A 14,223-nucleotide genomic window follows, 5' to 3' on the forward strand; every position below is an offset into this window, starting at 1 on the left:
CGTTTCCAGCCTAAGCCTGAGCCAGACGAGCTTCGATTGCAGTGATGTGGGTATCCGGAGCGTTACGTTAACAGCCACGGATGTCAACGGCAACAGCAGCACTTGCACAGCCAACGTAACGGTCGTGGACAACGTCGCTCCACAGGCGCTATGTGAAGATGTGACAGTACAGCTTGATGCCTTCGGCAACGGTGCTCTGAGCACCGCCCAGGTCGATGGCGGTTCCGGCGACCCGTGCAGCGTTTCCAGCCTAAGCCTGAGCCAGACGAGCTTCGATTGTGAAGATGTGGGCAGCGCGAGTGTTGAGCTGACCGTGACTGACCTCAATGGCAATAGCAGCACCTGCACGGCCAATGTGACGGTCGTTGACAACGTCGCCCCACAGGCGCTGTGTGAAGATGTAACGGTACAGCTCAATGCTTCCGGCAGCGGTAGTCTGACTGTTAACCAGGTGGACGGTGGTTCGTCGGATGCTTGTGGAATTGCCAGCCGTAGCCTCAATGCGACAGGCTTTGATTGCGGTGATATTGGAACACAACCCATTACGCTGACTGTAGTAGACAATAATGGCAACAGCAGCAGTTGCACGGCCACCGTAACGATAGCAGACAACGTAGCCCCTCAGGCCCTGTGCCAGGACCTCACTGTTCAGTTGGATGACTTTGGCGAAGGTTTCCTTACCGCAGGACAGGTCAATGGCGGCTCCAACGATGCATGCCAAATCGCTATGCTAAATCTTGATAAAACGGAGTTTAGCTGTGATGATGTTGGACCTCAGAATGTCACGCTCACAGCTACGGATAACAATGGCAATAGCAGTTCCTGTACGGCCAATATTACCGTTGAGGACAATATCGCCCCGGTTGCCCAGTGCCAGGACCTGACGATTGAGCTGGGTATGAATGGGTCTGCCAGTATCACCGTTGCAGATATTGAAAATGGCTCCACGGATGCCTGTGGGGTATCAGGGCTGGCTTTGGATATCACTACTTTTGGTATTGCTGATGTAGGTGATAATACTGTTACGCTCACCGTAACTGACGATAATGACAATAGCAGCACTTGTACTGCTACCGTAACTGTAGAGAACAACTTCGCACCCCCAACCGGAGGCATAGAAAGCAACCGTAGCCAAAGTAAGGATTCAAGTGTGCGCTACCAGGCTAAAGTCTTCCCGAACCCGACGCTTGGCGTTTTCACCCTGCGCTTTGAGCAGCCGCTTCAAGCTCCGGCCCACGCGATACTCCGCAATGAACTGGGGCAGGTCATCAGTCAGGTTACGCTAACTGAGGGTACGAAAGACCACAGATGGGCCAACGTCTACCTCGCTGCCGGTCTGTACTATCTCGAAGTGCAACATAAAGATGGTAACCGGGAAATACTGAAAATTGTCCGGAAACAGCACTAAGGAACACCCGGCATTTCCAAAACATTTTAGTTTTTGAAACCTGATGATGAGGCTGTCTCTATATCAAGAGGCAGCCTCAATAGTTATTACACGCCTTTCTAAGATTTTCACAAAGCTGGCCTGCGGTCTGCTTTTTACTGTCGGGTTGCATTGCCGTAAAAACAATTTCCCGGATATGTGTTGCCGATTGGCTAATTTGTGTTCGGATTGAATACGGTGCAAAGCTTCCGCTCCAACAGTCCAAAGTGTTTGCTAGTGGCTTACACTTAGGCAGGCCTCTGGGGAACCTTTTATGTGCTACTCAAATCCACCAAAAGAAAATCCGATTCACCTAAACCCACCGAAATGAGATTGCAAATTGTTTCTCTTCTTACCTTGTTGCCCTTCTATTTATCTGCACAACAACCGGATTTCAGCCTCAACCTGGGCCACACCGGTCCGGTTACCGGGCTGAGCTTTTCGCCCAATGGCGAATACCTGGTTTCCAGTGCAGAGGACAATACCATGAAGGTTTGGGATGTACAGGGTGGGCATCTTTTGGAAACTTCCCCGGTGAACCCATACCCGCCCTTCGCCCGGCATCTGTTTTTCTTTCTGGAGCAGGAACTGGTTGCTTATCAAACCAGCGGAGCCCTGGGCAACTGGTTTACCTGGACCTGGAACCTTCAGGATAACCAGCTTTCGGACGGAAGAGATATGATGGCCCGACCTATGGATGAGCCTTTATCCTTGTCTTTCGATGGAATGGAAACTGATGCTGCGCCACCGGGCCCCGACTATACTGCGGAACTGAATACCGCTGTTGAGCCGGACTTCTCAGCCTCGGGCGAGTTCATTTACTTCACAAGCGGCATTGGCCTGCAGCACAATGGCTTATGCCGGGATGGGCAGCGGTATTATAAACGCCGGGGCGATACACTGGTTTTTCGGAATATTTGGGCCCCATTAGATTCTACCGTGATGGTTTATCCCGGTTTGACCACCGTCTTTTCCCACAGCAGTGGAGGCCACTTCCTCATGGGCAGTCCGGAGGGCCCGAATGGAAAAGACTTTACCATTTGGCCCATTGACGGAAAGGGGGCACCGGTTTCCTTTACCGTACCGGCCGGATACCTTTTGACTGATATCAATTCGGATGGAGCAAAGGCGCTGCTGTTTCACGAAAGTGGCAAGGTTGCCCTGTTTGACCTTCAAGAACAACAGCTGGAAGAACTACCGGTGGGCTTGTCCCGGGTAAAGTTACGCAAGGAGGTATCACGCCCTGAAATTGTCATTTATAATCAGGCCTCCTTTTCACCAGACGGTCGTCTGCTTGCCCTTGGAGGAGAAGATGGCGTAATTTACCTGTATGATTACGAGCGTAAGGTGTTGATCAGGAAGCTTGAAGGCTACACCTCGGGTATCAGGCAGGCAACGTTTAGCCCGGACGGGGAGGCGTTGCAATTTGTTTTTGATCAACTGCCTGCCCGTACCTGGGATTTGAAAAACCGATTGGTTAAAGCCGGTTCGGACCTGTCGTCGGAACCCATCGTCTCCTACGAAGCTCCTGAAATAGGAGGGACGCCGGATGGGCGCATGGCTGTGGTCATTAGCGAAGACAATCAGCTGGAGCTTTGGGATAAAGAGGTCGGAGAGCGGGTACAGGTGATCGCAGATCCTGAGACGATTACTAAGCCAGGCAACAAAATTGCGGGTGCGGTCCTCAGTCCTGACCGTAAGCGGTTGTATTTATCAACCTATCTTGTCGCCAAAAGGGACGCTGCCACCAACATCCTTTGGGATTTGGAAAACAACCAAAAGGTGGCGGACATCCGGGTGTCTATCAATAAAGGCGTTTCGGCCAGGGTATTTTCCCCGGATGGCAGGTACCTGCTCCTGGGGCATGGGTCAGGAGAAATTTCAGTATACGATCAGCGTTCAGGAGCGTTTTTGCTTGAGTTATACGGGCACGAAAACAGCATTAGAGGTTTTGCCATCAACCCGGCAAATACCAATCAGTTCCTGTCTTTTGATGAAAATCAGGACGGAAGGGCAATCCTGTGGGACATCAGTAAGGAAGCGCCGGTAGCCACCTTATTCAATCTGGGTACAGAAGACTGGGTGGTAACCATGCCCGGAGGCTTGTTTGATGCCTCACCCGAAGCAATGAAGCTCATTTTTTACAAAGTTGAGGAACAGTCCGAAACAGAAATCATCGAGCTGGAGCAGTTAAAGAGCCGCTACTATGAGCCGGGATTGCTGCAAAAGCTTCTGGGGCATTCTAGGGAACGGCTGCGCCCGGTGGATAACCTTGCCGCACTGCCACTCTTCCCAAAATCTGAGCTGCGAATTGAAAAGGACGAGTTGCAGGTAACCCTCGGCGAACGGTCTGGCGGGATAGGTGCTGTTGCCGTTTTTGTGAACGGAAAGGAAGTAGCTGCTGATGCCAATCCGGAGCGTTCCACCCAGCTGACCTTTGATTTGAAGCCTGTACAAAGCTATCTGCTTCGGCATCCGGACAGTATCAACATCGTGAGCATCCGGACTTTCAATGCAGCAGGGTGGCTAAAGAGCTCCGCCAAAGGGCTGGAATACGAGCCTGCTGCCTGGGCAAGGGGCAGTGGCCAGAGCCGTACAGACTGGACGGGGACTTTAGACCCAAAAATGTTTGTGGTTTGTATTGGCACATCGGATTATTCTGGTACCAACCTGGACCTGAAATATGCCACTCAGGATGCGAATGCGATGGCCAAAGCACTACAGTATGCCGGTGCCAACCTTTTTGCCAATGGAGATAGCATAGAAGTATATGCACTCACAACCACACAGGAAGCCTTTCCGGAAGTAAACGGAAAAACAGTCAGCTGGCAGTTTGCGGATAAGACCAATATAAAGGCCACTTTGCAAGCCATCCAAAAGAAGGCCAAAGCAGAAGACATCGTATTGATCTATTTGTCCGGGCATGGGGTCACATATGGGATAGGAGAGGAATCGCAGTTTTACTACCTCACAGCCAGTGTGTCCGATGAAGGGATGATCAGCGATCAGCAGGTACGCGAAGCGTATGCGGTATCGAGTGGGGAATTAACAGCGTGGATCAATGCGATACCGGCACTGAAGCAGGTATTGGTGGTAGATGCCTGCAACTCCGGAAAAGTAGTGGAAGAGCTGACGGGCAATACCCGGAATTTAAACTCCAGTCAGATCAGGGCTTTCGACCGTATGAAAGACCGGACGGGGATGTTCGTTCTGTCTGGGAGCGCGGCGGATAAAGTCAGTTACGAAGCAAGTGAATACGGGCAGGGCTTGCTGACCTACGCGCTGCTGCAAGGCATGATGGGCATGGATGCCCGCCGCTCTGCTGAGGGGCATTATGTGGATGTGATGCGGCTGTTCCAGTACGCCCGGAATGAAGTACCTAAACTGGCCGCCTCCATCAAAGGTATACAAACTCCGATGCTGGGGTTCCCATCAAGTGGAGCAAGTTTTGACATTGGTATTGTAAAAGACCAGCGCAACATCCCAATCGGGCAAAAGAAGCCAGTCTTCACCCGCCCCGTTTTCCTGAACTCCAACACCCTTGATGATGATCTGAGGCTCATGCCGCTTCTGGAACAAGCGCTGGACCGGGAGTCCGAAAAAGGGAGGTCTGCAGATTTTATGTATGTAACGGCCAGTGACTATCCGGCTGCTTGGTCTGTTAAAGGGCAGTATGCTGTGGAAGGCGGCCGTATTACGCTAACTGCAAAGCTGTTTGGAGGAGAAAAGCCAGTGCTTCTGGATATCCCCCCTGCAGATGACCCCGAACAGCTGATCAGAATGGTGGTACGTGAGGTCAAAAAGGCTTTGCGCAATCTTTAGAGCCTGGGTTGGAAACTGAATTCCCGGAAATGTGTTGCTGTTTCGCTAAATTGTGTGCGCCGCAAAGCTGGAATGTGCTCACCTTTGCACTAAAGAAATGCAGTAATAATGTCTGACCAGTTTTTAAAGATCGAATCCATTTCCCAGCTCCATGAGCTTTTGGGGTGTGGTAAGCCTAAGCATCCGCTCATCACCGTACTTGACCCGCAGCAGCTACAGGTCTCCTCTCAAATGCGAAATGTGCGGGTGGTCTCCAGCTTTTTTGCCGTTTGGTTAAAAACAACCGACTGCGGTATAGAGTATGGGCGCAACCACTACGATTTCGAAGAAGGCGCACTGGTCTTCACCGCTCCTCAGCAAGTCGTATCGGTAAGCGGGGAAGTCGCAGAGGATGAAGCGGGCTGGATGCTGTTTTTTCACCCGGATCTGATCCGGTCCACGGGGCTCGGTGAGAAAATTGACCAGTATACGTTCTTCTCCTACGAGATCCACGAGGCCCTGCACCTGTCGGATGCAGAAAAAGCTACGATCACGCAGTGTATCCAAAACATCAAAGAAGAGTACGAACAGCGCATTGACGATCACAGCCAAAGTGTAATTGTTTCCAATGTCGAGCTGTTGCTCAATTACTGCAGCCGCTATTATGCCCGGCAGTTCAATACCCGTACCACTGCCAATAAGGATTTGCTTACCCGGTTTGAGCGGGTGTTAAAGGACCATTTCGACTCCGGTCAGCTCATTAAAAAAGGCATACCCACGGTGCAAGACCTGGCCGGGGAGGTCCACCTGTCCGCTGACTACCTCAGCGATTTGCTCAAAAAAGAGACGGGCCGGTCTGCCAAAGACCACATCAATGACTTTGTAGTGGAAAAGGCCAAGTACCTCCTGCTCAACAGTCAGGACACCATCAGCGGTATTGCCTATGAGCTGGGCTTTAATTACCCGCACTACTTCAGCCGCCTGTTTAAAGCAAAGACCGGACAAACACCACAGGAATTCCGTTCGTTAAATTAAGCATCATTTCTGCCGTAGCAAGCTGTTCACCGGGTGCTACCACCCTGGTCAGAACGCATTGCTGCTGCCCATTCCATACAAATATTAAAATTCAAACTCGATGACCACGATAGATCAAAGCAAACCCGTAATGGTAACCGGCGCAACCGGATACGTAGCCGGATGGCTGGTGAAGCAACTCCTCGAAGCAGGCCTAACGGTTCACGCTGCGGTCAGGAATCCTTCAAAAACCGAAAAAATCGCCCACCTGGAGCAGATTGCTGCCGCATCAAAGGGCTCGATCAAATACTTCAAGTCTGATCTACTGGAGGAGGGCTCCTACGCGCGGGCTATGGAAGGCTGCGAACTGGTTTACCACACTGCTTCTCCCTTTACCTCCAACTTTGAAGAGGCGCAGAGAGACCTTGTAGACCCTGCGGTCCTGGGAACAAAAAACGTGCTGGAGCAAGCCAACAAAACCGCCTCTGTCAAGCGGGTGGTCCTCACCAGCAGCTGCGCTTCCATCTACACCGATGCCAGCGAGGTGAAAGATACCCCAAAGGGCATGCTGACGGAAGACATCTGGAACACCACCGCTTCCCTGGAGTATCAGCCCTATTCCTACTCCAAGACAATGGCGGAGCGCGCCGCCTGGGAGATCAATGAAAAGCAAAGCCGCTGGGACCTCGTGGTCATCAACCCATGCCTGGTGATGGGCCCGCCCCTCAATCCTAAAGCCACCACTTCCGAAAGCTTCAACCTGCTTAAGCAACTGGGCGATGGTACCCTTAAGACCGGTGTGCCTAATGTCGGTATCGGCCTGGTGGACGTACGCGATGTCGCTGATGCCCATTTTCAGGCAGGCTTCCGCCCGGAGGCAGAAGGCCGGCATATCACCTGCGGGCACAACACCAGTTTCCTGGAATTAGCCAAAGCCCTACAGCCCAAATACGGGAAAGACTATCCGGTGCCTAAGAACGCCCTGCCCAAGTGGCTGGTGGTCCTTGCCGGTCCGTTGTTGGACAAATCTCTGGACCGCAAGTTCCTGCGCAACAACGTCAACCACGTCTGGCGCGCCGACAACAGCAAGAGCCGGGAGAAGCTGGGCGTCACCTACCGGCCTATGCAGGAAACGATGGAAGACTCTTTTGCGGCACTGATTGAGGCGGGAGTGTTTTAACGATTGGTAAAAGCGCTTAAAGGGGGGGACTGATGGCTAAGACTGTGTTGGGATTTCACCCTTTGGGCTGCATTTGCCAAATTTTATCCTGCACTTCGTTGCTCTTCAGTCGCTTAGCTCAGGCTAGGCTCCCTCATCGCGCCCCCGACGATGAATGTCGGGATCAAGGACTTGTTCAGAATAAAATTTGACTACATTCGCTCCAAAAGCGAATTCCCAACACAGTCTAAGGGCTTCCCAAAAAATAGGTTTTCCAATTGGGTTTTGCTTTGAGAAGGCATAAAATAACGAAACTTGGGGTGTCAAGGATTTATGGCTTGAGGCACTAATGGAAAGATTCCACCTTGTGTTGTACTTTGTGTGTATTGCCCGGCATTCTGCAATTAGAACGAAAAAAAATGACTCAAAGAATAGCACATATTGCTTTACTTGTGAAAGATTATGATGACGCGATTGAATTTTATACCCAAAAATTGGATTTCATATTGCTTGAGGACACGAGAATAAGTGAAAAGAAAAGATGGGTAATGGTTGCACCACCAGGAGCAAAAGAATGCTCCCTGTTACTTGCCAAGGCAGCGAATGAACAGCAAACAAAAAGTATAGGTAATCAAACAGGAGGACGAGTTGGATTTTTTCTCTTCACAGATGATTTTTGGAGAGATTATAACAAATTGACCGCCAGAGAAGTAAGCTTTGTAAGGCCACCAGCTGAGTTTGAATATGGAACTGTGGCAGTATTCAAAGACTTATATGGAAATTTGTGGGATTTGATTGAACCCAATGAGAATAACAAAGGATTGATGATAAAATGACAGCAGGCAGGAACGCATATCGATTATGGCTGCTGAACCTCTGTTAGCAAGGGTTATTCTTAAAGCCTTCGCCAATGCTGTATTTTGCATGATCAGAGATTTGGAATTTAACCCATTAGACGTCGGATTGAGTTTAATCCTCAGTTATACTCCTCCCACCAGTGCACAACCGGTGGCCTTGCTTCACTGCTCACCCTTTCCCCAATCTTCGGTACTACAATATCCAGTTTTTCCTGCGCTGCTGCCTCCACAAACCGCTGTACCGGATCCCGCCAGTCGTGTGGGGCAAGCTTGAAGCCGCCCCAGTGAACGGGCGTGCTCACTTTCGCGCCGGCCTCAATCGCCCCCTGCACCGCTTCCTCCGGCAGGGCATGTATCTGCGTCCAAAGCTTGTAGTACTGCCCGCATTCCATAAACGCCCAGTCGAACGGGCCGAAGCGCTCCCCAATTTCCCGGAAGTGAGTGTCATAACCGCCGTCGCCGCTCCAGTAGACTTTGTAATCCGGCGTTTGCAGCACCCAGCCTCCCCAGAGGCATTTCGTGCGGTCGGTCAGCCCGCGGCCGGAAAAGTGCCGCGATGGAGTGAAGGTGAACTGCACATTGCCAACCTGCCCCTTGTCCCACCAGTCCATTTCTGTGATTCGTTCCGGGGCAACGCCCCATCGGCGGAGGTGGCGCTTCACGCCAAGGGCAACATAGAAATGCGCGGCTTTGCCTTTCAGGCGCTGAATGCTGCTATAATCCAGGTGGTCGTAGTGGTCGTGTGTCAGAAAAACCGCATCAAGATCAGGCAGTTGCTCAATAACTGACAGGGTGTTTTCACTAAACCGTTTGGTCCGAATGGGCCCTACAGGAGAAGCATCCGGCCCCAGCATGGGGTCAATCAGCAGGTTTTGACCACCCAGCCGCATCAGGCATACGGCATGCCCGTACCAGATGAACTGAAAGGGCGCTGAACTATTTTCCCAAGTCTCTAAATCAAATGGTGCCACCGGGATCGGGCGCTGCGGGATTTTGAGCTTGGCATCTTTCAGGTTATCCTGAATGAGACCCGGCAGATTGGACAGGCTTACATCATCGCCGGTAGGGCTCAGGTTTTCAAAAATCTTGCCGTTCCAATGCGGGGAGCGGGCGTAGTTTTGACGGTCTTTGGGTGTGATTTTTCCGCCAAACTGCGGGTGGAATGTAAGGTATGCCCAGAGCGACACGCCAAGACAAAGCAGGATGGAAAGAAGGATAATAAGTATCAAGAGGTAGAAGATTTTGAATCAAAAGGGAATCGTCAAAGAAAGCTAAACAGAATGAGTTATCTTAGACTTTGGTCTGTATTTCAGCTGCATTCCGGGTTTTGTGTTAGTATTTCTGGGAATAGGCATGCAAAAATCCGGTTGATTTAGCTCAACTTTGACCTACACCTAAACCACTGAATAGAAATGAAAAAAGCACACCGAGCCTATCTGGCTTTTTCCTTGCTTCTGGCCCTACTGGTTTTTGGCTTTAGCACCCCAAGACCGCACCCTCCTGAACCCAAACTACCGGAAAAGAGCAAAAGCACTGCCGCTGAACTCACCCCCGAGCAAGCTTTCGATCTTATGATGGAGGTTCTGACCCACAAACGCTGTGTCAATTGCCATCCCGCCGATGACTATCCACGGCAGGGGGAAGACAGCCATATTCACAATTTTGGCGTACAGCGCGGGCCTGACAACCATGGGGTCGCCGCTCTGCAATGCCAAACCTGCCATCAGTCAGAAAACAACAACCACGCTGGCGTGCCCGGTGCCCCGGAATGGAGCCTTGCCCCCCGAAAGATGGCCTGGCAGGGGCTGACGCGGGTGGAAATTGCCCGGTCTATGCTCAATCCCGAAAACAACGGTGGCCGCACCCTTGAAGAAACCGTCCACCACCTCACCGAACACGAACTGGTTCTCTGGGCCTGGGAGCCAGGTGTAGACGCCAACGGTACACCCCGTGAAAAACCGCCGGTACCCAAAGCGGAATACATCAAAGCCGTGAAAACCTGGGCAGCGGGCGGCGCTCCGATCCCCGAAGAATAATCTGATCAACCGGAAAACAAAAAAGTATGACCATTTCATTCAACATAAACGGGCAGCCCACCTCTCTTGAGGTAGACGGCGATACGCCCCTGCTGTGGGTCGTTCGGGATATGCTCGATCTGAAAGGAACAAAATTTGGATGCGGCAAGGCGGCCTGCGGCGCCTGTACCCTCCACGTGGATGGCAAGGCAGTCCGGTCCTGTTCCTATGCGGTGAAGTACGCTGATGGCAAAAATATCACGACCATCGAAGGGCTGTCCAACGGCGATCAACTTCACCCGGTGCAACAGGCCTGGATGGAGGAAATCGTACCTCAGTGCGGCTACTGTCAGCCTGGCTTCATGATGGCAACGGCAGCCCTTCTGTCGGAAATTCCCAATCCCACGGATGAGGACATCGACAACAACATCGTCAACGTCTGCCGCTGCGCCACTTACTACCGAATGCGCAAAGCCATCCACCGGGCAGCCGGTCTCCAATCCAAAAACGCTAAAAACCAGCCCTCATGAGTACCCCAAAACCCAAAAAGAAATTCTCCCGGAGAAAATTCATCGTCCGGTCAACGGTAGGCGTGGGCGTAGCCATTGGCGCGACCTACTTTACCCGCCCGCTGTGGCGGCGCTCCATTGCCGGCTTTGTCAATTCCGCAGAACTACCCTATAACGGCAGTACTGATGAGCCCCGCCTGTGGTTTGAAGTCACGGCTGATAATGAGGTCATTCTCAACTCGCCCAAAGTAGAGATGGGGCAGGGTACCTTCACCGGGCTGGCGCAGATTGCCGCCGACGAACTGGAGGTAGACATCCAACAAATCAAAGTTATTCATGCGCCAACCGCTTCCGGCAATATCGACGGCACTTCCACGGGCGGCAGTACCTCCATTTCCAGCCTGTGGCAACCCCTGCGCGAACTGGCTGCCACGATGCGGGAGATGCTGAAAATCGAAGCCGCTAAACAGCTGGGCACGGATGCCGCTGCACTTACGGTCCGGGACGGGGTGGTTGCCCACAACGGGCGGGCCTTAACCTATGGCGAGATCGTGAAGAACGTAACTGAGTGGGAAATACCCGAAACGCCTCCGCTCAAGGATGTTTCGACCTATAAATTTGTGGGTAAGCCAGTGCCCCGGGTCGACTTAAAAGATAAGGTGATCGGTGCCCCTATGTTCGGGATGGACGCGAGCCTGCCCGATATGCTGTACGGCGCTGTAGTACGATCCGAGCGTATTGGGGCCACCTTCGTGGGGGCGGATACGAGTGCGGCGGAAAAGATGCCCGGCGTTGTCAAGGTGGTCAAAGAACCGGACTTTGTGGGTGTAGTCGCCACCTCCCAAATGGCAGCCGAACAGGCCAAACAAGCCATCAAAGCCGAATGGGCAACCGAGCGCAACTGGCAATCAGAAGACATTGAGGCGATGATCAAAGTAGGGCAGGGGGACCCGGTGACGATTCAGAAGACCGGGCGTGCAAAGCGTATCCTGGACAACGAAGAGGATGTAGTGACTGCAGAATTTACCAGCCCGATCGGTGCGCATGCCCAAATGGAGCCCAATGGAGCTGTAGCTCATGTGGAAGGTGACAAGGCCACGATCATCATGTCCACACAGGTAGTGAACCTGACCCGGCAGGAAGTGGCCGACCGGCTCGGGTTAGCCCCGGAGGATGTTAACATCATTCCTACGTATCTTGGTGGAGGCTTTGGCCGCCGTTTGCATACGCCCAATGCGGTGCAGGCTGCGGTACTCTCAAAAGCGGCAGGCAAGCCCGTGAAGTGCTTCTTCAACCGTCGGGAGGAGTTTCAGAATGATACCTTTCGGCCGCCCACCCATCATGTATTGCGGGGTGTGTTGGATAAGCAAGGAAAGATCAAAGCCATTGAGCACAATCTATCAAGTGGGGATGTCATGTTTGGCTCTCCCATGTTTCCCGGGATTGCGGAGCCAGTACTGGGGGCAGATGCCGGTGCCTGGCGGGGCGGTATGATTCAGTACGAAGCCATCCCCAATTTCCGGACAGTTTCCTGGAGGGTGAAGCTCCCCTTTGCCACAAGTTGGTGGCGGAGCTTGGGCCTGCTGGCCAATACCTTCGCCATAGAGAGCTTTATGGACGAGCTGGCGCTGAAAGCCGGTAAGGATCCTGTCCAGTTCCGCCTGGAGCACATTCAGGAAGATGAGACCGGGCACCGCTTACGTGAAGTCATCAAAGCGGCTGCTGACAAAGCCGGCTGGAAAGACGAGGTGGTCAACGGCAGGGCGATGGGCTTCGCGGCTTCCACAGATGCGCGGACACCCTGTGCGCAGGTGGCAGAGGTCTCGATTGAAAATGGCGAAATCAAAGTGCACAAAGTAACCTGCGCGATCGACCCCGGCATAGCGGTCAACCCCGATCAGGTGCGCGCACAGTGTGAGGGCAGTATCATCATGGGGCAGAGTGCGGCCATGTACGAGCGCATGTTCGTGAAAGACGGTCAGCTGCTGCCTACCATCTACGGCCCCTACCGAATGGCACTAATGCGGGATGCCCCAAAGGAAATTGACGTGGTCATCCTGGAAAATGCAGAGGCTCCCGGTGCGGTCGGTGAGCCCCCGCTGGGCCCGATAGGCGCGGCGATTGCCAATGCGGTATTCCGGCTTACCGGTGAGCGGCTCCGGTCGTTGCCGTTGGCAATTGCTTAAATGAGACTTTTTGATTCCCGGAAAAATGCCATCTTTGTCAGGACAAGAAAACGGTATACATGAGCAATCCCTACCTTGATCCCACAGGTGATGAATTTACGCCGGACGAGCAGAGCGCCGAAGTGCAGCTGCGCCCGCAGGCCCTGGATGACTTTAGCGGTCAGCCTAAAATCGTGGAGAACCTGCAAATCTTCATCCAGGCAGCCCTGGGCAGGGGAGAGGCTTTGGACCATGTACTGTTGCATGGCCCTCCCGGACTGGGTAAAACGACCCTTTCCCACATTATCGCCAATGAGCTACAGGCAGAGCTGAAGATGACTTCCGGCCCTGTACTGGAAAAACCCGGCGATCTGGCAGGCTTGCTCACCAACCTGGAAGAAGGCGATGTACTCTTCATAGACGAAATCCACCGCCTGAATACCGTTGTAGAGGAATACCTCTACTCCGCTATGGAGGACTACCGGATTGACATTATGATCGACAGCGGCCCTAATGCGCGGAGTATACAAATTGACCTGAACCCCTTTACCCTGATTGGGGCAACGACCCGAATGGGCCTGCTGACCGCCCCTATGCGGGCCCGATTCGGCATCAACTGCCACCTCGATTATTACGACGCTAAGACGCTCAACCGCATCATCAAACGCTCGGCCGGCATACTCGATGTGCCAATCACGGAAGATGGCGCTAAAGAAATTGCCCGCCGAAGCCGGGGAACGCCGCGTATTGCCAATGCGTTGCTGCGTCGTATCCGGGATTTTGCGCAAATCAAAGGAAATGGTACCATCGACCGGAAGATTGCCGAGTATGGCCTTTCCGCCCTCAATGTAGACGAAGGCGGCCTGGATGAAATGGATAATAAGATTCTTTCCACGATCATCCATAAATTCAAGGGCGGCCCGGTGGGCATCACCACTATCGGCACTGCAGTAGGAGAGGAGGCCGGTACAATCGAGGAAGTACACGAGCCCTTCCTGATTATGGAAGGCTATATTCAGCGCACGCCCCGGGGGAGAGAAGCGACCGAAAAAGCCTACAAACATTTGGGTGTAGTGCCGCCCGGCCGTGCAGGGACTTTGTTTGATGAATAGAGGGGGCAATACCTTCCGTGTCTTCCTTGCCTTCCGTGGTTCCCACCCCAGCCGCAGTGTGTTGCGCATAGAGGACCACAGAAAAACCCGCCCGTACGGGCACAGAACACACAGACCAAGGTTCTAATTTCAATGTGGCCCCAAAAAGCGGCATTCCGTGTATTC

10 protein-coding genes are annotated in these 14,223 nt (G+C 52.8%); 9 read left to right on the forward strand and 1 reads right to left on the reverse strand.

Annotated features, from left to right (window positions below; all coding sequences use genetic code 11):
• From MRY86_RS20940 to MRY86_RS20960, 5 genes are all read left to right on the forward strand, one after another.
• Positions 1–1,408, forward strand: a 1,408-nt coding sequence (locus tag MRY86_RS20940) for a T9SS type A sorting domain-containing protein (protein ID WP_293571869.1), incomplete at its 5' end; no start/stop codon positions are given.
• A gap of 345 nt (positions 1,409–1,753) precedes the next feature.
• Entirely contained in the window at positions 1,754–5,248 is a 3,495-nt protein-coding gene (locus MRY86_RS20945) for a caspase family protein (protein ID WP_293570466.1), read from the forward strand.
• 108 nt (positions 5,249–5,356) lie between these two features.
• A complete protein-coding gene (locus tag MRY86_RS20950) occupies positions 5,357–6,262 on the forward strand; it encodes a helix-turn-helix transcriptional regulator (protein ID WP_293570467.1) in 906 nt (301 codons plus the stop codon).
• Between the two features lie 100 nt (positions 6,263–6,362).
• Positions 6,363–7,421 carry an NAD-dependent epimerase/dehydratase family protein gene (locus MRY86_RS20955; RefSeq protein WP_293570468.1) on the forward strand — a complete coding sequence of 353 codons (1,059 nt, stop codon included), beginning with the start codon at positions 6,363–6,365 and terminating at the stop codon, positions 7,419–7,421.
• A 398-nt stretch (positions 7,422–7,819) separates the two neighbouring features.
• Entirely contained in the window at positions 7,820–8,236 is a 417-nt protein-coding gene (locus MRY86_RS20960; protein WP_282778906.1) for a VOC family protein, read from the forward strand.
• A 140-nt stretch (positions 8,237–8,376) separates the two neighbouring features.
• Here the strand turns inward: MRY86_RS20960 and MRY86_RS20965 are convergent, their stop codons facing one another.
• Complete coding sequence (locus MRY86_RS20965; protein ID WP_293570469.1) at positions 8,377–9,486, reverse strand: MBL fold metallo-hydrolase; 1,110 nt, start codon at positions 9,484–9,486, stop codon at positions 8,377–8,379.
• Between the two features lie 183 nt (positions 9,487–9,669).
• On the opposite strand from MRY86_RS20965, the gene MRY86_RS20970 reads away from it, so the two are divergent.
• From MRY86_RS20970 to ruvB, 4 genes are read left to right on the forward strand one after another with little or no spacing between them, the layout of a single operon-like run.
• Entirely contained in the window at positions 9,670–10,293 is a 624-nt protein-coding gene (locus MRY86_RS20970) for a hypothetical protein (RefSeq protein ID WP_293565732.1), read from the forward strand.
• 26 nt (positions 10,294–10,319) lie between these two features.
• Positions 10,320–10,802, forward strand: coding sequence for a (2Fe-2S)-binding protein (locus MRY86_RS20975; protein WP_293565730.1), 483 nt, complete (start codon positions 10,320–10,322; stop codon positions 10,800–10,802).
• Complete coding sequence (locus tag MRY86_RS20980) at positions 10,799–12,967, forward strand: molybdopterin cofactor-binding domain-containing protein (RefSeq protein ID WP_293565728.1); 2,169 nt, start codon at positions 10,799–10,801, stop codon at positions 12,965–12,967. Before MRY86_RS20975 ends, MRY86_RS20980 begins: the two co-directional genes overlap by 4 nt.
• Positions 12,968–13,026: 59 nt before the next feature.
• Positions 13,027–14,058, forward strand: coding sequence for a Holliday junction branch migration DNA helicase RuvB (gene ruvB / locus MRY86_RS20985; protein ID WP_282778896.1), 1,032 nt, complete (start codon positions 13,027–13,029; stop codon positions 14,056–14,058).
• Positions 14,059–14,223 lie beyond the last annotated feature (165 nt).

The sequence above is a fragment of the Phaeodactylibacter sp. genome (genome assembly GCF_022763345.1).
In the GTDB taxonomy this organism is placed as follows: Bacteria; Bacteroidota; Bacteroidia; order Chitinophagales; family Saprospiraceae; genus Phaeodactylibacter.

Bases quoted from the DNA above. Each gene is read 5' to 3' on its own strand.
- MRY86_RS20945 (WP_293570466.1), top strand. From the start codon at position 1,754: ATGAGATTGCAAATTGTTTCTCTTCTTACCTTGTTGCCCTTCTATTTA.
- MRY86_RS20950 (WP_293570467.1), top strand. From the start codon at position 5,357: ATGTCTGACCAGTTTTTAAAGATCGAATCCATTTCCCAGCTCCATGAG.
- MRY86_RS20955 (WP_293570468.1), top strand. From the start codon at position 6,363: ATGACCACGATAGATCAAAGCAAACCCGTAATGGTAACCGGCGCAACC.
- MRY86_RS20960 (WP_282778906.1), top strand. From the start codon at position 7,820: ATGACTCAAAGAATAGCACATATTGCTTTACTTGTGAAAGATTATGAT.
- MRY86_RS20970 (WP_293565732.1), top strand. From the start codon at position 9,670: ATGAAAAAAGCACACCGAGCCTATCTGGCTTTTTCCTTGCTTCTGGCC.
- MRY86_RS20975 (WP_293565730.1), top strand. From the start codon at position 10,320: ATGACCATTTCATTCAACATAAACGGGCAGCCCACCTCTCTTGAGGTA.
- MRY86_RS20980 (WP_293565728.1), top strand. From the start codon at position 10,799: ATGAGTACCCCAAAACCCAAAAAGAAATTCTCCCGGAGAAAATTCATC.
- ruvB (WP_282778896.1), top strand. From the start codon at position 13,027: ATGAGCAATCCCTACCTTGATCCCACAGGTGATGAATTTACGCCGGAC.